This is a genomic window from Gallaecimonas pentaromativorans (assembly GCF_003751625.1).
GTDB lineage: Bacteria > Pseudomonadota > Gammaproteobacteria > Enterobacterales > Gallaecimonadaceae > Gallaecimonas > Gallaecimonas pentaromativorans.
The window spans coordinates 486834-506585 of sequence record NZ_RJUL01000003.1 but is presented as its reverse complement, the minus strand read 5'-3'; the positions used below and the strand labels follow the sequence as shown (position 1 = coordinate 506585).

Here is a 19752-nt window from a genome sequence, read left to right as displayed (position 1 = left end):
AACGTTGGTAGCCGAAGTCCGTTGGCGTGAGCGCGGTCAAGGCCTTGAGCAAGGCGGTGATATGCGCGTAGGGCAAACGCCGACGGCGCCCCGCCGGCAAGCTTTCCAACCCATCCAGACCTGCTTCTTGATACCAATCCAACCAGCGACGCACCGATGAACGTCCAGCCGCCAGGAGATTGGCGACAGAAGACACGGAATGCCCCTTATCCAACAAGAGAATGGCGTTGAGCCTGCGGCAGAGGGTCTTGTCCAAGGTGCGATGGAGACGCGTAGTCAGTTCACGTCGTTCGGTGGCGTTGAGTAGTGGTAGCATGGCGAGAACCCGGTGTCCGGCGGTAGGTGTTTGTTTGGCGACAGATCTGATCGCGCAAACGGACCCGGGTTCCCTTCCTTGAGTGATCTACTATTCGGAACAGTTATTTAGCCTTAAGTAAATGGAACACAAAGAAAAGGACGGCCATGGCGGTGTTGAAGTGGGGGGCGGCGGTGCTGGTTGGGCTGGCGGTGGTTGTTGCCCTCGCGCTAGCCTGGCTGTGGCCGCGCGGCCTTAGCCTCACCGGCCTTGGCTGGGGGCATGCCGAGCAGCTGGTTTACCGCCAACAAGGCTGCGAGCTGGTGAAAGCCCGTGGTCTTAACATCAGCGGGATTTGGCCGCTGCAATTTAGCGCCGATGCGCTTGCCGTCACCCCTTGCCCGGGCGGCGGTAGTGCGGGCATTCCGGCTTTCCCCAAAGGCCGGCTCAGCATCACCAAGCTTTCCTACCAAGATTTCCCCGCCATTGGTGTGGAGCTCACCAGCCTGGGCGATAGCCTGGAGGCCAAGGTTCACTACCAACAATCGCTGCTTGCCCTTCACTGGCAGCTGCCTGATGGCCAGTTCACCTTTACCGGCACCCTTGAGGATGTTCCGCCAACCCAAGGCGTGGTTAGCCTAAGCGGCAGTGGCCTTTTTGATGGCAAGCTGCAACAGCTGAGCGCCAAAGCCCAAAGCGACGGGCTGAGCGTTGCCGGCCAACGGCTTGCCTTGGTGGCCGCTGCCAAACTGGAGGGCGATGCCTGGCAGTTGGATGCCCAAAGCCGCGCGCCTCTGGCTGTTGCTTCCTTTACTGCTGACTGGCAACTCCATGGCGCGGGGCGCCTTGATGGCACCCTGGCCCTGATCGGCAGCGCCGATATCAGCTCGCCTCTTGGCCCGCTGCACCTGGCTGCCAGTAGCCGCGATTTACAACAAGCAAGCTGGCAACTCGGTGGCCAAGGTATCACTGCTCAAGGCACTCTTAGCCGCCAATGGCTGACGGTCAGCAGCGCCAAGCTGGCGCAAGCTGGTGGCGAGCTCAGTCTCACCGCGCCGCTGCAATTGGCCCTTGCGGGCGAAGGCGAGGCGCCCATCAGCCTTGCTGGCCAATACCAGCAGCTAAAGCTTGATAGCCAAGGGCAGCTTAGCTGGCAGCCTGGACAGGTTAATCTTGCTGGCAGCGCTGGGCTTGCCGGGCGTTTTGAAGGTCAGGACATCAAAGCCAAGGTGCCCTTTGAGCTCAGCCAAGCGCAGCTGAGTCTCGCGCCTTTTACCCTGGCGGTCAGTGGCGATTACGGCAAAGGCGCCCTTGTAAACAGCGCTACCCAAGTGCTGCATTTTAACCAGCCGGCCCTGAGCCTGGGGCTCGATTGGCAATATCAGGGAAAGACACTCAATGGCACTGTCACCCTCGCCAAGGACCAAACCGGCTTACTGGGCGGCATCAAGGCTGACAGCTCGGCGCTCTTGGATAAAGGCGGCGCGGCGCACCTGGTGGGCGCCTACCGGTTAAGCCCGGAGCCGATGCTGCTGGCGGGCTCTTATATCCGCTTTGACGAAGGGCTTATCCAGCAAAATCTGCTGCTGCCCGCCGAGCTGAACCTGGCCACTAACCTTTTGTTTAAAGGCGGCCTTAATGGGCAACTGGCCATCAAGGGCCAGGGGCTGGTGCGTTCTGACGCGAGGGTGCCGGCCTGGCAGGGGCAGTTGACGCTGGCTGGCCAGCAAGGGCGCTGGCAACTCAGCATTCCCCGCTGGCAAGGCCAGCTTGGCGGCGATTTTCAGCGTCAACTGCAGCGCTGGCGCGGCAAGGTTCAGGGACATCTGGCTTTGGGGGCTGGGGTGAGCCAGGCGCTGCCGGTCACTTTTGAAGGGGGCGAGCTGGCCCTTGACGGCAACTGGCAATGGCCGGCGTTAAAGGCGGCGGGGAAACTCACGGTGCGCCATGCTTCGGGGCTTTGGGGCGCCAGCGCTTTTCAAGGCGGCGCGGCGGATTTCAACGTGGATTTTGATAAAGCGCTCAGTGCCAACGGCAGTGCCAGCCTTGCCGGCATCGACATCGGCACCCCGGTAACCGGCCTTGAAGGTAAGGCGAGCTACCAACAGGGCCAGTGGCATTTTCGCGATATCCAGGCCGCGCTATTGGGCGGCAGCCTCAGCGCCAAGGCCCTCGACTGGCCCGGCAGCACACCACAACCGGTGGCACTTGATGACCTTAACCTTGCCAGCATCGCCGCCTTGCAGGCCAAGCCGGTGGTGGCCCTGAGCGGCCGGGTATCGGGGCGCATTCCCATGGTGCTGGGCCCAGATGGCATCAGTATCGAAGGGGGCGAGCTCGCCAACACTGGGCCTGTGGCCATCGAGGTGTTGAATGTGGACTCGGTGCAAAGTCTTAAGGCCAGCAACACAGGCGTGAAGGTCGCCTTAGACGCCCTTGGCAACCTGGCGGTAGATACCCTCAATGCCGGGTTCGATATGAACAAAGACGGACAAGCCACCCTCAAGGTCTTGATAAAGGGTCATAATCCTCAGCAAGACTTGCCGGTAAATCTTCATTACTCTCACCAGGAGAACCTGCGGCAGTTGCTACGCAGCCTGCGGATAGGGGACGAAGTGGCAGACAAAGTCAAAGCACAACTCAAAGAGCAGGGAGACAAACCATGAAAATATGGGTGGTGCCCATGGCACTGACCACCATGATGCTGGCGGCCTGTTCACCCAGGGTGGCCCTTGAGGCGCCCAAGGAACCCATCACCATCAATCTCAACGTCAAAATCGAGCACGAGATCCGGGTAAAAGTAGACAAGGATCTGGACGCCCTTTTTGACAAAGAAAGCGGACTGTTTTGAGGTATCCCATGAAAAAACGACTTTGGACCCTGGCTGCCGCGCTGATGCTTCCGCTGGCGGCCTTCGCCATGACCCTGGACCAGGCCAAGAGCCAGGGCCTACTCGGCGAGCAGCCTGACGGCTTTCTCGGGGTGGTAAAAGCAACCCCTGACGCCGTGGCCCTGGCCCAGGAGATAAACCAAAAGCGCCGTGATGCCTACCTGAGCATTGCCCGCAAAAACGGTATCAGCCTTGAGCAAGTGGCGGCGCTGGCCGGGCAAAAGGCCATTGAGCGCACCGCCAAAGGCGAGTACATCAAGACCCCTGAAGGGCAGTGGGTTAAGAAGTAAGTTCGGTTTTTTGCCGGTACATGGCCATGTCTGCCTGACGAATGAGGCCATCGGCATCGTCCCGGCCCTGGCCGGGGCGGGCCCTGCCTATGGCCACTTTCACAACCAGGGTGTGGCCCTGAAGTGACATCGGCTTTTGTACCGCCAGGCAAAAGCGCCTGGCGGCGTCGTCGGCGTCCTTGGTTGAGGCCAAGTCCGACAGCAACAGCACAAATTCGTCGCCGCCAATGCGTGCCACCAGGTCATGGCCCCTGGCCGCCTGGCGCAGCCGTTTTGCCACCTCCACCAAGACTGCATCTCCCATTTGATGGCCGTACTGGTCGTTAATGCCTTTAAAGCCGTTGAGATCGAGATAAAAAAGCGCGAAGGGCCGGCGGCGCTGGCGCCATTGGCTGAGCACCTGCTCCAGTTGCCCAATAAAGTGGCGGCGGTTGGGCAAGCCGGTGAGCGTGTCGTGGTGGGCCAAAAACTGTACCTTACGGTGCTCGGCGAGGATGAGATACACCATTATCGCTGCCAGCAGCGCCACCAGCAGTGCAACAGCATGGGACAAGAGCGAAGACGATGGCGCCTCAAGGGGGCTGGCCTGCAACTGCCAGGTATCGCCCAGCACCCGCACCGGCAGGTTGAACTGAGCGCTTGGCAGTTTGTCGACCCCGGCGATAAGGCTGTCTTTTTTGTCTGGGTTGACCAAGCGCAGCGCAAACTGGCTGCTCAAGCGATGAAAGCCGCTGTCGGCTAACACGGCGTCTAAATCCAGCACCATGCCCACCATGCCCCAGAGTTTGCCCCCCGGTAAAAAAACCGGTGTGCGGCTGATGATGGCCGTGCCACCCTGTACCAACCGTACCGGGCCGTCGATGACGGTGCGCCTGGCTGCGATGGCTGCTTCCACCGCTGGCCACTGGGCCGGTACTTTGCGGTAATCGAGGCCGAGCACATTGGCATTGCTGGGGGTTAGCGGGTAGATGTCGCGGATCACCAGGTTTGGCGAGGTAACCAGGTGCGTCAGGTGGTGGCTGTTGTGGTAGATGTCGGCCATCAGCGCATCGATATCGCCTTGGCTGGCATCGGGGCGGGCACGAATAAAAGACACAAGGCCGCCGCCCAAATACAGGGTGGCATTAAGATCTGACTCGATTGCTGTGCGCAGTTCGGTCAGGGAAGCCATTTGCTTGGCGCGCATTGCCTCCCTGGCATGAAGTTCTTGCAACCGGACCACATACTCGGCAAGAACCAGAACGGCCAAGAACACCAGGCTTGCAGTCAACCATAGCCAGATGGGTCTTAGCATGGTAACCAGGGCGTCCTGTGGTTGGGCGTTGGTCTTATCATCTTGAATGCACAACCAATCGTTGGCAAGCAAATCGAATGTGTATTGGTTTGTATATGCCTAGGAATTGTGACAGCAGTGGTTATTTCTTGACGGTAGCGAGGTACACTGCGCGCTATCTATGGCCGAACAGCCGATAGGCTTGGGCGAGATAATACGCTAGGATAACTCTTATCATATGAACGTTAGCCACCGCATTATTGCCTGCCCGGGTGGCCTCTGAATTCTGGCTTATTGGGTCGACTGAGGCCCATACAAAGGAATATGCATGGCAAGTCCTGCTAAGAATAGACCGCAAAGTATTCACTCTTGGGTAGCCCAGGAATTGGGCTCAAGAATTGTCAGCGGAGTCTATGCGCCTGGCGATTATATTCCCAACGAAACCACCATTGGCGAAGAAATGGGCGTTTCCCGCACCGCGCTGCGCGAAGCTTTTAAAATGTTAAGCGCCAAAGGCTTGATTGAATCTCGCCCTAAATTAGGCACTCGTGTTCGCCCACGCAAAAACTGGAACATGTTTGACCCAGATGTGCTGCGGTGGTGTTTTGATAATAACCCCGAGCCCAAGTTTTATATCTCCTTGTATGAAATGCGCGAGATCTTTGAGCCCAGCGCGGCGGCCCTGGCGGCCATGCACCGCACCGAGCAGCAGGTTAACACCCTCGAAGAGGCCTACCTGGAGATGGAAAAGGCCGAGCACGGCACCGATGCGGTTTATACCAGCGATTTGAATTTCCATATCGCCTTGTTGGATGCCACCAATAATGAATTTATGGCCTCACTGGGGATGACCATCGAGCGTGCCTTGGAAAGTTCATTTCGCCTTTCCAGTGCCACCGCCAATGAATTTGTGACCTCCCTGCCTGGCCACAAAGCGGTATTCCAGGCCATAAAGGAAGGTGACCCTTCCCGTGCCAAATTCGAAATGCAAGCGATTCTCACTAATTCGAAAAAGGCGCTGGAACAAACCTTAAAAGACATGAGCGCGCAGCGCGCTGCCAACGCCTCATAAAAAAACCGGCCATTAGGCCGGTTTTTCTTTTTAAAGGCTTTTTACTTTCACCAATGGGTCGCTGGCTTTTCTCAGCGGGTTTTGTAGCGGCCGGCCAAATTCCGGGGCGGCAATTTCAAAAATATCCCCTTCCTGGGTTTCAATGCCGTCGCCAAAGCTCAAGGTGGCGGTGCCAAAAAAATGCAGGTGGGCATCTCCCGGGCGGCAGAACACCCCGTATTTGAAATGGTGGCCTTCGAGGTTGGCGATGGTGTGGGACATATTGTCCTCGCCGGACAAAAAGGGTTTTTCCCACAGCACTTGGCCGTTCCGCACAATGCGCGAGTAACCGCGAATGTCCTTGGGCAGCTCGCCAATCAGCAGCTCCGGGCCCACGGCGCAGGGGCGCAGCTTGGAGTGGGCCAGGTACAGGTAGTTTTGGCGCTCGGTGACGTGGTCGGAGAACTCGTTGCCGATGGCAAAACCGATGCGCCAGGGCTGGCCTTTGTCGTCGTTGACATAAAAGCCTGCAATTTCCGGCTCTTCGCCGCCGTCCAGGGCAAAGGCCGGGGAGGTAAGCGCCTGGCCTGGGGCCACGACAATGCTGCCATCACCCTTGTAGAACCATTCGGGCTGTACGCCCAGCTCGCCGTCGGCCGGTTTGCCGCCTTCCACGCCCATCTTGAACATCTTCATGCTGTCGGTCAGCTCGGCGTCTTTCTTGCTGGTGGCGGCGTGCATGTTGGCGCGGGTATCGGCGCTGCCCAGGTGAGTCAGGCCGGTGCCGGTGACATAAAGGTGGGCCGGATCGGGATGATCAAAGGGCGCCAGCAGGCGGCCTTCATTGACGATGGCGTCGTAGCTCAGGGTTTCGTCTGCCACCAATTGGTTGACGAGATCGGTCAGTGACGCCTGCTTGGCAATGGCGGCCTTGGCCAACTGGTAGACGCTGGAGACGTCATTCAAGGGTTTGATTTCGGTAGCGGAAGCCACCAGGCCCACGGCCCGTTGGTGGCCGGAAGTCATAAATTGGATTAAACGCATGCTGCCCTCGTGCTGCTATATTTGTATTACAATAATACCCGAAATATAAAAGCAGGTTGACGCCAGGGTCAAGGCCCTGGCGTCTATTCCTTACTTGGCCGGGGTGGTGATGCCTTCGCTGGTCATCACTACCCGCTTCATGGTGCCGTCGGGGTTGTAGTAGAGCCGGTCTATGGCCACCGAGCGGCGGAACTCGCCGCCATCGGGCTGGGCCGCGCCGTTGTGGTAGATGAAGTAGGACTTGCCTTTGAAGTCGATGATGGCCTGGTGGTTGGTGGGGCTGTTGCCGGCCACTTCGTTGAGGATGCCCTGATAGTGCCAGGGCCCGGTCACCGATTTGCTGGTGGCGTAGGCAATTTTCTCCGGGAAGCCGGTGGCATAAGACAGGTAGTAGGTGTCTTTGTGCTTGTTGATCCACAGCGCTTCGGTGAAGTGGGGCAGATCCAGGGCGTGGATGGGGCCGTCCATCTCCACCATGTTGGCCTTGAGTTTGACGTAGCGCGGCTTGGTGTTGCCCCAAAAGAGATAGGCCTGGCCGTCGTCGTCGATAAACACCGAAGGGTCGATGTCGTCCCAGTCGTTGGGGGTGTCGGTGGTCATGTCGTTGGTGATAAGGGCATGGCCGATGGCGTCTTTAAAAGGGCCGATGGGGCTGTCGCCCACCGCCACACCGATGGCAAAGCCGGGGTGGCTGTCGTCGTGGCGCACCGCCACATACCAATAAAACTTGCCATTCCTTTCAATGGCCTGGGACGCCCAGGCATCCGATCTTGCCCACTTGAAGTCTTTTACCGACAGCTTTGGCCCGTGGCTTTGCCAATGCACCATGTCGGTGGACGAGAACACCAACCAGTCATTCATGTGAAAGAAGGTCTTGTTGTCTTTGGCTTCGTCGTGGCCGGTATAGAGGTAAACGGTGCCGTTATGCACCAGGGCGGCCGGATCGGCGGTGCGGTACTGGTCGGTAAAAAGGGGATTGGCGGCAAAGGCCTGGCTGCTCAGCAGCAATGCACCGGCTGCGAGGGTGCTGATTTTTGTTGTCATCTTGCTGTCCATTGATTTCCGTTGACGTTAAAGTGATATTGTATGACTTGTTAATGTGAGGCAAGCCCAGCGATGGATTTGCTTTGCCCTTGGCCTTGCAGGCCTTGTGGTTAAAGGTGTGGAGCCTTTTTCTCTTGCCCGATGTGGCGGCGTTTGGCGCCAACCGTTCGACTTTAGTGCAGTTGACAAAATACGACGAAGACGTAAACATGCACACATAGATCTTATTGTATTACTAATTGTCAGTGGGCGACTCAATGAGCAGCGACAACAAAAAGAAACTCCGTTCCGCCAGTTGGTTCGGTACCAACGACAAAAATGGCTTCATGTACCGCAGTTGGATGAAGAACCAGGGCATTCCTGATCACCACTTCGACGGCCGCCCCGTTATCGGGGTTTGTAACACCTGGTCCGAACTCACTCCCTGCAACGCCCATTTCCGTCAAATCGCTGAAAGGGTGAAAAACGGCATTCGTGAAGCGGGCGGCATTCCGGTGGAATTCCCGGTGTTCTCCAACGGTGAGTCGAACCTGCGCCCCACCGCCATGCTGACCCGTAACCTGGCCTCCATGGACACCGAAGAGGCCATTCGCGGCAACCCCATCGACGGCGTGGTGCTGCTGGTGGGCTGCGACAAAACCACCCCGGCACTGCTGATGGGCGCCGCCAGCTGCGACGTGCCCACTATCGTGGTCACCGGCGGCCCGATGCTAAACGGCAAACACCACGGCCAGGACGTGGGCTCCGGCACCTTGGTATGGCGCCTGAACGAGGAATACAAAGCCGGCAACATCACCTTGCAGGAATTCATGGACGCCGAAGCCTCCATGTCCCGCTCCGCCGGTACCTGCAACACCATGGGCACCGCGTCCACCATGGCCTGTATGGCCGAATCCCTGGGCACCAGCCTGCCGGGCAACGCCGCCATTCCGGCGGTGGACTCGCGCCGCTACGTGCTGGCGCACCTCTCTGGGATGCGCATTGTCGAGATGGTCCATGAAGACTTGACCCTGTCCAAGGTGCTGACCCGCGACGCCTTCATCAACGCCATTCGCACCAATGCCGCCATTGGTGGCTCTACCAACGCCGTGATCCATTTGAAAGCCATCGCCGGCCGTATCGGTGTGGACTTGAGCCTGGAAGACTGGAACCACGGCCGCGACGTACCCACCATCGTCAACCTGCAGCCGTCCGGTAAATACCTGATGGAAGAGTTCTATTACGCCGGCGGCCTGCCGGTGGTGCACCGGCGCATGGGCGAAACCGGCAAGCTCAACAAAGACGCGTTGACCGTGAACGGCAAATCCATCTGGGAAAACACCAAAGACGCCCCCTGCTACAACGACGACGTTATCCGTACCATGGACAACCCTCTGGTGGAGAGCGGCGGTATCTGCATCCTGCGCGGTAATCTCTCGCCCCGTGGCGCCGTGCTCAAGCCCTCTGCTGCCAGCCCTGAGCTGATGAAGCACCGTGGCCGCGCCGTGGTGTTTGAAGATTTCGACGACTACAAGGCACGGATCAACGATCCGGACTTGGATATCGACGAAACCTGCGTCATGGTCCTGAAGAACTGCGGGCCCAAGGGCTATCCGGGCATGGCTGAGGTGGGCAACATGGGCCTGCCGCCCAAGGTGCTCAAAAAAGGCATCAAAGACATGGTGCGTATCTCCGATGCGCGCATGAGCGGTACCGCCTTTGGCACCGTGGTGCTGCACGTGGCCCCCGAGGCCATGGAATTTGGCCCCCTGGCCGCAGTGCACAACGGCGACTTCATCCAACTGGACGCCTACCAGGGCTTGCTGCACCTGGAAGTGTCTGATGAAGAGCTGGCCAACCGCCTTGAAAAACTCAAGGCCAGCCGAGTGATCGTCCGCACCGGCGGTTACCTCGAGATGTACCGCGAGCGGGTGCTGCAAGCCGATGAAGGCTGCGACTTTGACTTCCTGGTTGGTTGCCGCGGCGCCGACGTACCCAAACATTCGCACTAACGGGAGGCCAAGATGGATTTGACCAACCAATACCCCAGCCTGAGTGGCAAAGTGGTGTTTATCACCGGCGGCGGCTCCGGCATCGGCGCCACCCTGGTGGAGGCCTTTTGCCGCCAGGGCGCCAAGGTGGCCTTTGTGGACATCCTGGCCGATGAAGGCGAGGCCCTGGCCGCCAAATTGAACGACGAGCTGGGCCAGCCCCTGGCCCACTTCTACCCCTGCAATATTGTCGACATCGCTGCGCTTAAGGCGGTGATCGCCCGCGTTGGCGAAACCCTTGGCAATATCGGGGTGCTGGTTAACAACGCCGCCAGCGACACTCGCCACGATTTTCGTGAAGTCACCCCCGAGTACTGGGACGAGCGCATCAACATCAACCTGCGCCCGCAGTTCTTCTGCTGCCAGGCGGTGTACCCGCAGATGAAGGCTCTGGGCGGCGGCTCCATCATCAACTTCGGTTCCATGAGCTGGCACGAAGGCCAGGGCGGCATGCCCGGTTACACCAGCTCCAAGTCGGCGGTGTTGGGCCTGACCCGTGGCCTGGCTCGCGACATGGGCGGCGACCAGATCCGGGTTAATACCCTGACCCCAGGCTGGGTGATGACCGAGCGTCAGCTAAAGCTGTGGGTGACCCCGGAAACCAAAAAAGACATCGAAAAAAATCAATGTGTTAAAGATCCCCTGATGCCGGAAAACATCGCCGCCATGGCGCTGTTTCTGGCCTCGGACGACGCCAAGATGTGCACCGCCCAAGACTTTGTGGTCGACGGCGGCTGGATCTAAGGCCCTTGGCCGAGCTGAGCGTGCCGCCCCAAGGCGGCCGAATTCACAGACAAAGGATTTAGCGTTATGAGCATTACCGGTAAGCAACTGATCAACGGCGAATGGGTACAAGGCAAAGGCGGCGAATACCAGGGTGTAAACCCCGCCACCGGCCAGAAAATCGAACCCACCCTGACCTTTGCCGACGGCGAGCAGGTGAAAGCCGCCGCCGCTGCCGCCAAAGCCGCGGTACACGCCTTTGGCGCCACCAGCCTGAAGGAACGTGGCGCCTTTTTGGAGCGCTGTAGCGATGAGATAATGGCTCTGGGCGACGAGCTTTTAGAGCGGCTGATGGCCGAAACCGGCTACCCCCGCGCCCGGGTGGAAGGCGAGCGTGGCCGCACCTGTGGCCAGCTCAAACTCTTTGCCAGCACCATCCAAAACGGCGAATACCTGGACGCCCGCATCGATTTGGCCATGCCCGATCGCCAGCCGCTGCCCCGCGCCGATATCCGTTTTTACAAGCAGCCCATTGGCCCGGTAGTGGTCTTTGGCGCTTCCAACTTCCCTATGGCCTTTTCCGTGGCCGGTGGGGATACCGCTTCTGCGCTTGCCGCCGGGTGCCCTGTGATCGTCAAAGGTCACAACTCCCATCCGGGTTCCGGTGAACTGGTCGCACAGGCCCTGGCTAAAGCCGTGAAAGCCTGCAACCTGCCTGCCGGGGTGTTCTCCTTTGTCACCGGCCCGGGCAAGGATGTGGGCGCGGCGCTGGTAACAGCGCCCGAGGTTAAAGCCGTGGGCTTCACCGGCTCCCTGGGCGGCGGTATGGCGCTCTTTAATCTGGCCAACCAGCGCCCCGAGCCGATCCCGGTGTTTGCCGAAATGGGCTCTGTTAACCCAGTGGTGGTATTGCCAGAGGCCCTTAAAGCCAACGCCGCCGGCATTGCCGAAGGCTTTGTTGGCTCTCTCACCATGGGCGTGGGCCAGTTTTGCGTAAACCCCGGTCTGGTGCTGGGCATCAAGGGCAGCGAGCTTGACGCCTTTATCGAAACCGCCAGCGCCAAGCTTGGTGAGGTGCCGGCCGGTGTCATGCTCAATGAAGGCATTGCCAACACCTACGGCAAAGGCGCCGAGCACCTGGCAGGCCAAAAAGGCGTCACTGTTGCCGCCAAAGGCAAGGCCGCCGAGGGCACCGGTTTTTGCGGCCAGGCCCAAATTCTGACCGTCAACGGCGCCGATTTCATTGCCAACGAGCACCTGCAAGAAGAGGTGTTTGGCCCAAGCTCGGTGGTGATTCAATGCGCCGACGCCAGCGAACTGGCCCAGGCGGTGGGCTGCCTTAAAGGCCAGCTCACCGGCACCTTGCAGGCCACCAGTGAAGAACTGGCTCACTACCCAGAGCTGCTGGCCATGCTGCAAGAAAAAGTGGGCCGGGTGGTATTTAACAACTACCCCACCGGGGTGGAAGTGTGCCACGCCATGATGCACGGCGGCCCCTTCCCGGCGGCTACCGATGCGCGTTTTACCTCGGTGGGCACCAAGGCCATCGACCGTTTCGTGCGCCCCATTTGCTTCCAGAACTACCCGCACGATCTGCTGCCCGAGCCGCTCAAAAACGGCAATGCCTGGGGCATCAGCCGCTGGGTGAACGGTGAGCGCACCAGCGGCGCCATCGGAGGCTAAGATGGCGCTGACCGTCACGCAAAGGGAATTGCAGGAGCCGGCTTTTGACAAGCCGGTTACCCTCTACACCCTGGAAAATGGCCAAGGGCTTTCGGTTACCCTGAGCGACTTCGGCGCCGCCGTTTGGTCGCTCAAGGCGCCGGGCAACGATGGCATCAAAGACGTAACCCTCACTTACCAAAACCCCAGCCTCTACATCGCCAACCCGTACTTTTTCGGGGTAACGGTGGGGCGCTGCGCCAACCGTATCGGCAAAGGCCAGTTTGAACTGACAGGCCGGCGCTACCAGCTCACCCGTAACGACGGCAACAACCACCTGCACGGCGGCGCCAAGGGGCTGTCCAAGCGTTTTTGGGACAGCTGGTCCTGGCAAGTGGCGGGCAAGGTAGGGGTGACCTTTGTTATTCACAGTGAAGACGGCGACGAAGGCTACCCGGGTAACTTCAAGGCCCAGGTGTCCTATAGCCTTGATGAGGCAGGGGATATCACCATTGATTACGCCGCCGAGTCCGATGCCGACGGCCCCATCAACCTCACCAACCATACCTATTTCAACCTGGCCGGCTCCGGCGATGTATTGGGCCAGGAGCTGACCTTACAGGCCGGGCGTTATATCGCCGTCGACGGCGAACTGATCCCCACCGGCGAGCTGCCTGCTGTGGCCGGCACGGCCATGGATTTTCTAAAGCCCAAGGCCATTGGCCTGGAGATTGAGGCCGTCAAAGGTGGCTACGACCACTTTTGGGTAGCGCGGGACCACAAAGCAGCCGATCCCGAACTTATCGCTACCCTGCGTGACCCCAAATCCGGGCGGACTCTGGAACTGCTGAGCACCGAGCCCGGTGTGCAGTTCTACAGCGGCAATTTTCTCGATGGTGCCATCAAGGGCGGCGAGGGCCGGGCGCTTATCCGCCACGGCGGCATTTGCCTTGAGCCTCATATCCACCCCGACGCCATCAACCACCCCGGCTTTCCCAGCGTGCTGGTCAAAGCCCATCAGCAATACACGCAGCGCAGCATTTATCGGTTCAGCGTGACCTAAAACCCATAACCAACAGTCAGCAGCAGTAGGGGGAAACAATGAAATTCAAAGCTCTGTTCGCGGCAGGCCTTCTGGCCTTGAGCCACAGCGCGCTTGCCATCACCGTCGGTTTTTCGCAAGTTGGCTCCGAGAGTGGCTGGCGCACCGCCTTTAGCGAAGACATGAAAGCCGAAGCCCAAAAACGCGGCATCGATTTGAAATTCTCCGACGGCCAGCAAAAGCAGGAAAACCAAATTCGCGCCGTGCGCGGTTTCATCGCCCAGGGGGTAGATGCCATTATCATCGCCCCGGTGGTAGAAACCGGCTGGACCCCAGTGCTGCGCGAAGCCAAGCGGGCCCATATCCCGGTGATCATCCTTGACCGCAACATCAAGGCCAGCAACAACCTCTATGTCACCCGCATTGCCTCCAACTTCGAAGAAGAAGGGGAGAAAGTGGGCAACTGGCTGATGAACAAAACCGGTGGCAAGTGCAATATCGTCGAGCTGCAAGGCACAGTGGGCGCCACTGCCGCCATCGACCGCGCCAAGGGCTTCCGTGAAGCCATTGCCAAATACCCCGGCGCCAAAATCATTCGCAGCCAAACCGCCGATTTCACCCGCGCCAAGGGTAAAGAGGTGATGGAAAGCTTCCTCAAGGCCGAAGATCCCAAGCAAATCTGCGCCCTGTTCTCCCACAACGACGAAATGGCCCTTGGCGCCATTCAGGCCATCAAGGAAGCGGGCCTCAAGCCCGGCAAAGACCTCCTGGTGGTGTCTGTTGACGGGGTGCCGGATTACTTCAAGGCCATGGCCGATGGCGATGCCAACATCACCGTTGAGCTCAACCCGCACCTGGGCGCTCCGGCTTACGACGTGGTAGAAAAAGTGCTTAAAGGCGAGGGCAAAGACATTCCCAAGCTCATCAGCACTACCGGTGACGTGTTCGGCCAAGACACCGCCGCCGCCGAGTACGCCAAGCGCCGTCAGCAATAAGGGAATGGGTGATGAGCGAGCCAACCCCTTTACTGGCCCTGACCGGTATTGAGAAGGCTTTTCCCGGTGTTAAAGCGCTGCAGGGGGTTAACCTGCGGCTCTTTGCCGGCGAAGTGCACGCCCTGCTGGGCGAGAACGGCGCCGGTAAATCGACCCTGGTAAAAGTCATGACCGGCGCCTATCAAAAGGACGCCGGCCATATCCGCCTTGGCGGCACCGAGATAACCCCGGCCAGCACCAAGGATGCCCAGGATCTGGGTATCGCCACCGTCTACCAGGAAGTAAACCTGCTGCCTAATCTGTCGGTGGCCCATAACCTCTTTTTGGGCCGCGAGCCCAAGCGATTTGGGCTTGTTCACTGGCGCAAAATGGCGGCCGATGCCCGGGCGCTGCTGGCCCAGTTCAAGCTGGATATCGACGTTACCGCCCCTCTTAACCACTACTCGGTGGCGGTGCAGCAACTGATCGCCATAGCCCGCGGCGTGGGCATGGACGCCAAGGTGCTGGTGCTGGACGAACCCACCGCCAGCCTTGACGCTGGCGAAGTGGCGATGCTGTTCAGCATTTTGGAAAAACTCAAAAAAGACGGCATTGCCATCGTCTTTATCACCCATTTTCTTGACCAGGTGTATGCGGTGTCCGACCGCATCACGGTGCTGCGCTCCGGCGCCTTGGTGGGGGAATATCTCACCCGCGACCTGCCCCGCACCAAGCTGATTGAAGCCATGCTCGGCGCCGAGCTGCAAAGCATGACCGGCCACCAGGGCGCGGCGGCGGCTGATATGCCAGAGCTGCTGTTTGAGATGCGCGAGGTGAGTGCGGCGCGCTCCATTGACGGCGTAACCTTAAGCGTTGGCCGGGGTGAAGCGGTGGGCCTGGCAGGTTTGCTGGGCTCGGGGCGCACCGAGGTGTGCCGCGCCGCTTTTGGCATCGATGCCCTTAGCCGGGGCGAGATGGTGCTGGCCGGTGAGCGCCTCAAACTCACCGGTGCCCGCGACGCCATTCGCGCCGGCATTGCCCTGTGCCCGGAGGACCGCAAGGCCGACGGCATTATCGGGCCGCTGTCGATACGCGAGAACATCATCCTGGCGCTGCAAGCGCGCCTGGGCTGGTGGCGCTATATCAGCCCCGCCAAACAGCAGGCTCTGGCCGAGGATTTCATCAAGAAATTCAAAGTGGCCACCCCCAATGCCGCCAAGGCCATTGGCGAGCTGTCTGGCGGAAACCAGCAGAAGGTGATTTTGGCCCGCTGGCTGGCCACAGACCCGCAACTGTTGATCCTCGACGAGCCCACCCGCGGCATCGATATCGGCGCTCACGCCGAGATCCTCAAGCTCATCAAAACCCTGTGCAAAGACGGCATGTCACTGCTGGTGGCCTCTTCCGAGCTGGAAGAACTGGTGGCCTTTGCCAACCGGGTGGTGGTGATGCGCGACCGCAAGAAAGTGGCCGAGCTCAAGGGCGAGGAGATCTCCGAGCAACGCATCATGCATGCCATTGCCGAGGCCTGAAATGAACAAACCCATGACCCTAGAACAACAAGCGCCGGCCAAGGCGCCTAAAACCGGGCTGCGCTTTAACCCCCGCTATGGCTGGCCGCTGTTGGCCCTGGCGCTGTTGCTGGCGGTAAACCTGGTGCTGGACCCCGGCTTTTTTAGCATTCACCTGCAAGACGGCCGCCTCTTTGGCACCCCCATTGATATCTTGAACCGCGCCGCGCCGGTGGCACTGCTGGCCATCGGCATGACCCTGGTGATCGCCACCGGCGGCATTGATTTGTCGGTAGGGGCGGTAATGGCGGTGGCAGGGGCGGTGTGCGCCAACCTGCTGGTAGCCGGTGCCAGCCTGCCGCTGGTGATTGCGGCGGGCCTGGCAACGGGCCTGATTTGCGGCCTGGTGAACGGCGCCCTGGTCAGTTACATGGGCATCCAGCCCATAGTGGCCACCTTGCTGCTGATGGTAGCCGGGCGCGGCATTGCCCAGCTTATTAACGCCGGGCAGATTGTCACCTTCCAAGATGCCGGCTTTGCCTTTTTAGGCTCCGGCAGCTTTTTAGGCTTTCCCATGCCGGTGTGGCTGGTGCTGCTGGTGGCGGTAATTTGCCAGGCGCTGCTGCGCCGCACCGCCCTTGGGCTCTTTATCGAGGCGGTGGGCTGCAACGCCAGCGCCAGCCGCTACCTGGGGGTGAACGACAGGGGCGTTAAGCTCTTTGCCTATCTGGTAGCCGGGGCCTGCGCGGCGCTGGCAGGGATGATAGCCACCGCCGATATCCAGGGCGCCGACGGCAACAACACCGGCCTGTGGCTGGAGCTGGACGCCATCCTGGCGGTGGTGATTGGCGGCGCAGCGCTAACCGGCGGGCGCTTTTCCATTCCTTTGTCTTTGGTGGGGGTGCTCATCATTCAAAGCCTTGCTACCACCATCATCGTTAGCGGTATCGATCCCCGCTTTAACCTGCTTATCAAAGCCCTGGTGGTGCTGCTGGTGCTGCTGCTGCAATCAACGCAGTTTCGCGCCCAGCTCAAGCGCCTGGCCGGGAGGTCCAAATGATATCCAGTCGTTATCTGCCCCTTGGCATTACCGCTTTGCTGCTGGTGGTGATGTTTGCGGTAGGGGCAGTCCAATTCGATGGCTTTGGCAGCCTGCGCGTGGTTGCCAACCTCTTTACCGACAACGCCTTTTTGCTGATAACCGCCCTGGGCATGACCCTGGTTATCCTCTCTGGCGGTATTGATTTGTCGGTGGGGGCGGTCATCGCTCTCAGTGGCGTGCTGTGCGGCGTGCTCATTACCAAGCTTGGCTGGCACCCGCTGGCGGCCTTTGCGGTGGTGTTGGTGGCTGGCACCGGCTTTGGCGCCCTGATGGGCTGCCTTATCCACTACTACAAGTTGCAGCCTTTTATTGTCACCCTGGCTGGCATGTTCCTGGCTCGGGGCCTGGCTACCACCATCAGCGAGCAGTCTATTGCCATTGAAGATCCCTTCTACGATGCGGTGTCTGAGTTTGGTATCAACCTGCCCGGCGGGGCCTGGCTAAGCTGCTCGGCGCTCATTCTGTTTGTGGTGTTGGCGGCGGTATTTTTGCTGGCCCACTACAGCCGCTTTGGCGGTTACATTTACGCCCTTGGCGGCAACAGCCAGTCGGCGGCGCTGATGGGGGTGCCCATGGCCCGCACCACCATCGGCATCTATGCCATCTCCAGTTTCCTGGCGGCGTTGGCTGGCATTGTGTTTACCTTCTACACCTTCTCGGGCTACGCCTTGACCGGCATCGGCACCGAGCTGGACGCCATTGCCGCCGTGGTGATTGGCGGCACCTTGCTAAGCGGCGGCTCCGGCTATGTGCTGGGCACGGTGCTGGGGGTGCTGCTGATGGGCACCATTCAGACCTACATCGTCTTTGACGGCACCCTCAACAGCTGGTGGACCAAAATCGTTATTGGCATCCTGCTATTCGTGTTTATTGCCTTGCAAAAGGCCATGACCCTAAGGCGCGCTGCTCATGCTTAAGCTTATTCAAACCCTTGATGTAAAAAACGTATTGGGCGAAGGGGTGCTGTGGCACGCTGCCAGCCAAAGCCTGTGGTGGACCGATATCCACGGCCAGCTCCTGTACCGCCTGGACTGGCAAAAGCAAATCGTCTCCCACTGGACCCTGCCCGAAGGCCTGACCGCCTTTACGGTGCTGAGCACCAAACCGGTGAAGATCCTCGGCAGCTTTAAATCCGGCTTTGCCTATTACTGGCCGCAATCGGGCCATATCGAATGGTTGGCCCGCCCCGAGGCTCATATTGAGGGGAACCGCTTTAACGACGGCCGCCTCGACCGCCAGGGCCGGTTTTGGGCCGCCACCATGGTGGAGGACGACCAAGGCCAGCCGCGCGGTGTGCTCTACCGCCTCGACGGTAAAGACTGCGTGGCGCAAATCGACAACCTGCGTATTCCCAATGCCCTTTGCTGGAGCAGCGATTCCAAGCGCATGTACCACACCGACTCCCCCTCAAAAACCATCTGGCGTTATGACTTTGACCCGCAAAGCGGCGAGGTAGGGCAGGGCAGGCACTTTGCCACCGTGCCCCAGGGCGAGCCTGACGGCGCCATTATCGACGCCGACGACCACCTCATCTGCGCGCTGTGGGGCGGCAAGGCCCTGGCCCGTTTTGCCCCCGATGGCGAGCTCGAAAGCATCCACCCGCTGCCGGTTTCCCAGCCCACTTGCGTGGCCCTGGGCGGCCCGGACATGAACCTGCTGTTCGTGACCTCCGCCACCGATGGCCTAAGCGAGGAGCAACTTGCTACCGAGCCCCTGGCTGGCAGCCTGCTGGTGTATGAGTCTCCCTACCTAGGCCTGGTCGATGCCGAGGCCGTTGGCCATGGTTAGGGCGCTGGTGCTATTGGCTGCCCTGGTCTCAGCCCAGGCGCTGGCCGATTTTATCCCCCAACGGGCCGACCCCTGGGTGCTCAAAGCCGGCGGCCAGTACTACTTCACCGCCTCGGTACCGAGCTTTGACAAAGTGGTGCTGCGAAAGGCCGCAAGCCTTGAAGGCTTAATCCGCGCCCCGGAGGTTACCGCCTGGCAGCGCCCCGCTCAGGGGCCGCTGGCGGGCTTTGTGTGGGCGCCGGAGCTGCACCTTATCGACGGCGCCTGGTATCTCTATGTGGCGGTGGGTTCGCAAAAGCAGCCCTTTCAGGTGCGCACCCAGGTGCTGGAGAATAAAAGCCCAGACCCCACCACCGGCCACTGGCAAGTGCTGGGGCGGATGCAAACCCAGTGGGACACCTTCAACCTCGACGCCACCCAGTTTCACTACCAAGGCAAAAACTACCTGATTTGGGCCCAGCACCCGCCGGACAAAAAGTACAACTCGGCGCTTTATATCGCCGAGCTGACCGGCCCCACCAGCCTTGGGCCACAAACCCGCATCAGCGAGCCAACCCTGCCTTGGGAGACCATCGGCTACGCCGTCAACGAAGGCCCGGCGGTGCTGCAAAGCCACGGCAAGGTGTTTGTCACCTTCTCCGCGTCCGCCACCGACGCCAACTACGCCATGGGCATGCTCTGGGCCAAAGACGGCGCCGATCTGTTAGACGCCAGCAGCTGGCACAAGCTCCCCAAGCCGGTGCTCACCACCAACGCCACGCTCAAACGCTTTGGCCCCGGCCATAACAGCTTCACCCAAGACAGCCAGGGCCGAGACATCCTGGTCTACCACGCCCGCTACTACCGCGACCTTAAAGGCTCGCCGCTGGACGACCCCAACCGCGACGCGCGTTTGAAACTGATTACTTGGGATAAAAACGGCATGCCGGACTTTGGGCAGGATGTAGGGGATTATTCGTTCTGAGCTTGGTGTTATCGAAGGAATAAAAAAACGGCGCCTAAGGGCGCCGTTTTTGGTGGAGAGGAGACCTAA

Annotated in this window: 18 protein-coding genes; 14 read left to right on the top strand and 4 right to left on the bottom strand. The window is 59.9% G+C overall.

The window, feature by feature from the left end:
* On the bottom strand, positions 1 to 316 hold a 316-nt coding region (locus EDC28_RS07955), incomplete at its 3' end, for a helix-turn-helix domain-containing protein (protein ID WP_148049820.1).
* Positions 317 to 462: 146 nt separating this feature from the next.
* Between EDC28_RS07955 and EDC28_RS07950 the strand changes: the two genes are divergently transcribed.
* Genes EDC28_RS07950 through EDC28_RS07940 form a run of 3 tightly spaced genes read left to right on the top strand, consistent with a single transcriptional unit; the run spans position 463 to position 3475 of the window.
* Positions 463 to 2961 (top strand): intermembrane phospholipid transport YdbH family protein, encoded by a 2499-nt coding sequence (locus EDC28_RS07950; RefSeq protein ID WP_123421229.1) that lies wholly within the window; start codon positions 463 to 465, stop codon positions 2959 to 2961.
* The gene (locus tag EDC28_RS07945) at positions 2958 to 3146 is read left to right on the top strand and encodes a YnbE family lipoprotein (RefSeq protein ID WP_050660268.1); all 189 of its coding nucleotides are present in this window, start codon (positions 2958 to 2960) and stop codon (positions 3144 to 3146) included. The genes EDC28_RS07950 and EDC28_RS07945 overlap by 4 nt, the downstream gene beginning before the upstream one ends.
* 8 nt (positions 3147 to 3154) lie before the next feature.
* Positions 3155 to 3475: a YdbL family probable chaperone protein gene (locus tag EDC28_RS07940; protein ID WP_050660269.1), complete on the top strand. Its 321-nt coding sequence runs from the start codon at positions 3155 to 3157 to the stop codon at positions 3473 to 3475.
* Here the strand turns inward: EDC28_RS07940 and EDC28_RS07935 are convergent.
* Positions 3465 to 4769, bottom strand: a complete 1305-nt coding sequence (locus tag EDC28_RS07935; RefSeq protein WP_148049819.1) for a diguanylate cyclase domain-containing protein — start codon at positions 4767 to 4769, stop codon at positions 3465 to 3467. The genes EDC28_RS07940 and EDC28_RS07935 overlap by 11 nt on opposite strands.
* Positions 4770 to 5076: 307 nt before the next feature.
* Between EDC28_RS07935 and EDC28_RS07930 the strand changes: the two genes are divergently transcribed.
* Complete coding sequence (locus EDC28_RS07930) at positions 5077 to 5820, top strand: FadR/GntR family transcriptional regulator (RefSeq protein ID WP_050660271.1); 744 nt, start codon at positions 5077 to 5079, stop codon at positions 5818 to 5820.
* A 30-nt stretch (positions 5821 to 5850) separates the two neighbouring features.
* On the opposite strand, the gene araD1 is transcribed toward EDC28_RS07930, so the two are convergent.
* Positions 5851 to 6843, bottom strand: a complete 993-nt coding sequence (gene araD1 / locus EDC28_RS07925; RefSeq protein ID WP_123421227.1) for an AraD1 family protein — start codon at positions 6841 to 6843, stop codon at positions 5851 to 5853.
* Positions 6844 to 6933: 90 nt separating this feature from the next.
* Positions 6934 to 7887 (bottom strand): glycoside hydrolase family 43 protein, encoded by a 954-nt coding sequence (locus EDC28_RS07920; protein WP_123421248.1) that lies wholly within the window; start codon positions 7885 to 7887, stop codon positions 6934 to 6936.
* Between the two features lie 257 nt (positions 7888 to 8144).
* Here EDC28_RS07920 and EDC28_RS07915 point away from each other — a divergent pair, with 257 nt between their 5' ends.
* The 10 genes from EDC28_RS07915 to EDC28_RS07870 all read left to right on the top strand — a co-directional run bounded on the left by EDC28_RS07915 (position 8145) and on the right by EDC28_RS07870 (position 19683).
* Complete coding sequence (locus tag EDC28_RS07915; RefSeq protein WP_123421226.1) at positions 8145 to 9878, top strand: IlvD/Edd family dehydratase; 1734 nt, start codon at positions 8145 to 8147, stop codon at positions 9876 to 9878.
* Positions 9879 to 9890: 12 nt separating this feature from the next.
* Positions 9891 to 10661, top strand: coding sequence for an SDR family NAD(P)-dependent oxidoreductase (locus EDC28_RS07910; protein ID WP_123421225.1), 771 nt, complete (start codon positions 9891 to 9893; stop codon positions 10659 to 10661).
* Between the two features lie 66 nt (positions 10662 to 10727).
* Complete coding sequence (locus EDC28_RS07905; protein ID WP_123421224.1) at positions 10728 to 12323, top strand: aldehyde dehydrogenase (NADP(+)); 1596 nt, start codon at positions 10728 to 10730, stop codon at positions 12321 to 12323.
* A 1-nt stretch (position 12324) separates the two neighbouring features.
* Positions 12325 to 13365 carry an aldose epimerase family protein gene (locus EDC28_RS07900; RefSeq protein WP_123421223.1) on the top strand — a complete coding sequence of 347 codons (1041 nt, stop codon included), beginning with the start codon at positions 12325 to 12327 and terminating at the stop codon, positions 13363 to 13365.
* A 38-nt stretch (positions 13366 to 13403) separates the two neighbouring features.
* Complete coding sequence (locus EDC28_RS07895) at positions 13404 to 14339, top strand: ABC transporter substrate-binding protein (protein ID WP_123421222.1); 936 nt, start codon at positions 13404 to 13406, stop codon at positions 14337 to 14339.
* An 11-nt stretch (positions 14340 to 14350) separates the two neighbouring features.
* Positions 14351 to 15850 carry a sugar ABC transporter ATP-binding protein gene (locus EDC28_RS07890; RefSeq protein WP_123421221.1) on the top strand — a complete coding sequence of 500 codons (1500 nt, stop codon included), beginning with the start codon at positions 14351 to 14353 and terminating at the stop codon, positions 15848 to 15850.
* Between the two features lie 13 nt (positions 15851 to 15863).
* A complete protein-coding gene (locus tag EDC28_RS07885; RefSeq protein WP_232338745.1) occupies positions 15864 to 16889 on the top strand; it encodes an ABC transporter permease in 1026 nt (341 codons plus the stop codon).
* Positions 16889 to 17848 carry a galactofuranose ABC transporter, permease protein YjfF gene (gene yjfF / locus EDC28_RS07880; protein WP_336391514.1) on the top strand — a complete coding sequence of 320 codons (960 nt, stop codon included), beginning with the start codon at positions 16889 to 16891 and terminating at the stop codon, positions 17846 to 17848. The genes EDC28_RS07885 and yjfF overlap by 1 nt, the downstream gene beginning before the upstream one ends.
* Positions 17841 to 18719, top strand: coding sequence for an SMP-30/gluconolactonase/LRE family protein (locus EDC28_RS07875; RefSeq protein WP_123421220.1), 879 nt, complete (start codon positions 17841 to 17843; stop codon positions 18717 to 18719). The genes yjfF and EDC28_RS07875 overlap by 8 nt, the downstream gene beginning before the upstream one ends.
* The gene (locus tag EDC28_RS07870; RefSeq protein WP_123421219.1) at positions 18712 to 19683 is read left to right on the top strand and encodes a glycoside hydrolase family 43 protein; all 972 of its coding nucleotides are present in this window, start codon (positions 18712 to 18714) and stop codon (positions 19681 to 19683) included. The genes EDC28_RS07875 and EDC28_RS07870 overlap by 8 nt, the downstream gene beginning before the upstream one ends.
* Positions 19684 to 19752: the final 69 nt, after the last annotated feature.

What these genes read in the sequence shown, in the direction of transcription:
- EDC28_RS07885 (WP_232338745.1), top strand. Translation starts at nt 15,864, where the DNA reads ATGACCCTAGAACAACAAGCGCCGGCCAAGGCGCCTAAAACCGGGCTG.
- EDC28_RS07890 (WP_123421221.1), top strand. Translation starts at nt 14,351, where the DNA reads ATGAGCGAGCCAACCCCTTTACTGGCCCTGACCGGTATTGAGAAGGCT.
- EDC28_RS07875 (WP_123421220.1), top strand. Translation starts at nt 17,841, where the DNA reads ATGCTTAAGCTTATTCAAACCCTTGATGTAAAAAACGTATTGGGCGAA.
- EDC28_RS07905 (WP_123421224.1), top strand. Translation starts at nt 10,728, where the DNA reads ATGAGCATTACCGGTAAGCAACTGATCAACGGCGAATGGGTACAAGGC.
- EDC28_RS07930 (WP_050660271.1), top strand. Translation starts at nt 5,077, where the DNA reads ATGGCAAGTCCTGCTAAGAATAGACCGCAAAGTATTCACTCTTGGGTA.
- EDC28_RS07940 (WP_050660269.1), top strand. Translation starts at nt 3,155, where the DNA reads ATGAAAAAACGACTTTGGACCCTGGCTGCCGCGCTGATGCTTCCGCTG.
- EDC28_RS07935 (WP_148049819.1), bottom strand. Translation starts at nt 4,769, where the DNA reads ATGCTAAGACCCATCTGGCTATGGTTGACTGCAAGCCTGGTGTTCTTG.
- EDC28_RS07895 (WP_123421222.1), top strand. Translation starts at nt 13,404, where the DNA reads ATGAAATTCAAAGCTCTGTTCGCGGCAGGCCTTCTGGCCTTGAGCCAC.
- EDC28_RS07950 (WP_123421229.1), top strand. Translation starts at nt 463, where the DNA reads ATGGCGGTGTTGAAGTGGGGGGCGGCGGTGCTGGTTGGGCTGGCGGTG.
- EDC28_RS07910 (WP_123421225.1), top strand. Translation starts at nt 9,891, where the DNA reads ATGGATTTGACCAACCAATACCCCAGCCTGAGTGGCAAAGTGGTGTTT.
- EDC28_RS07945 (WP_050660268.1), top strand. Translation starts at nt 2,958, where the DNA reads ATGAAAATATGGGTGGTGCCCATGGCACTGACCACCATGATGCTGGCG.
- EDC28_RS07915 (WP_123421226.1), top strand. Translation starts at nt 8,145, where the DNA reads ATGAGCAGCGACAACAAAAAGAAACTCCGTTCCGCCAGTTGGTTCGGT.
- araD1 (WP_123421227.1), bottom strand. Translation starts at nt 6,843, where the DNA reads ATGCGTTTAATCCAATTTATGACTTCCGGCCACCAACGGGCCGTGGGC.
- EDC28_RS07900 (WP_123421223.1), top strand. Translation starts at nt 12,325, where the DNA reads ATGGCGCTGACCGTCACGCAAAGGGAATTGCAGGAGCCGGCTTTTGAC.
- EDC28_RS07920 (WP_123421248.1), bottom strand. Translation starts at nt 7,887, where the DNA reads ATGACAACAAAAATCAGCACCCTCGCAGCCGGTGCATTGCTGCTGAGC.
- EDC28_RS07870 (WP_123421219.1), top strand. Translation starts at nt 18,712, where the DNA reads ATGGTTAGGGCGCTGGTGCTATTGGCTGCCCTGGTCTCAGCCCAGGCG.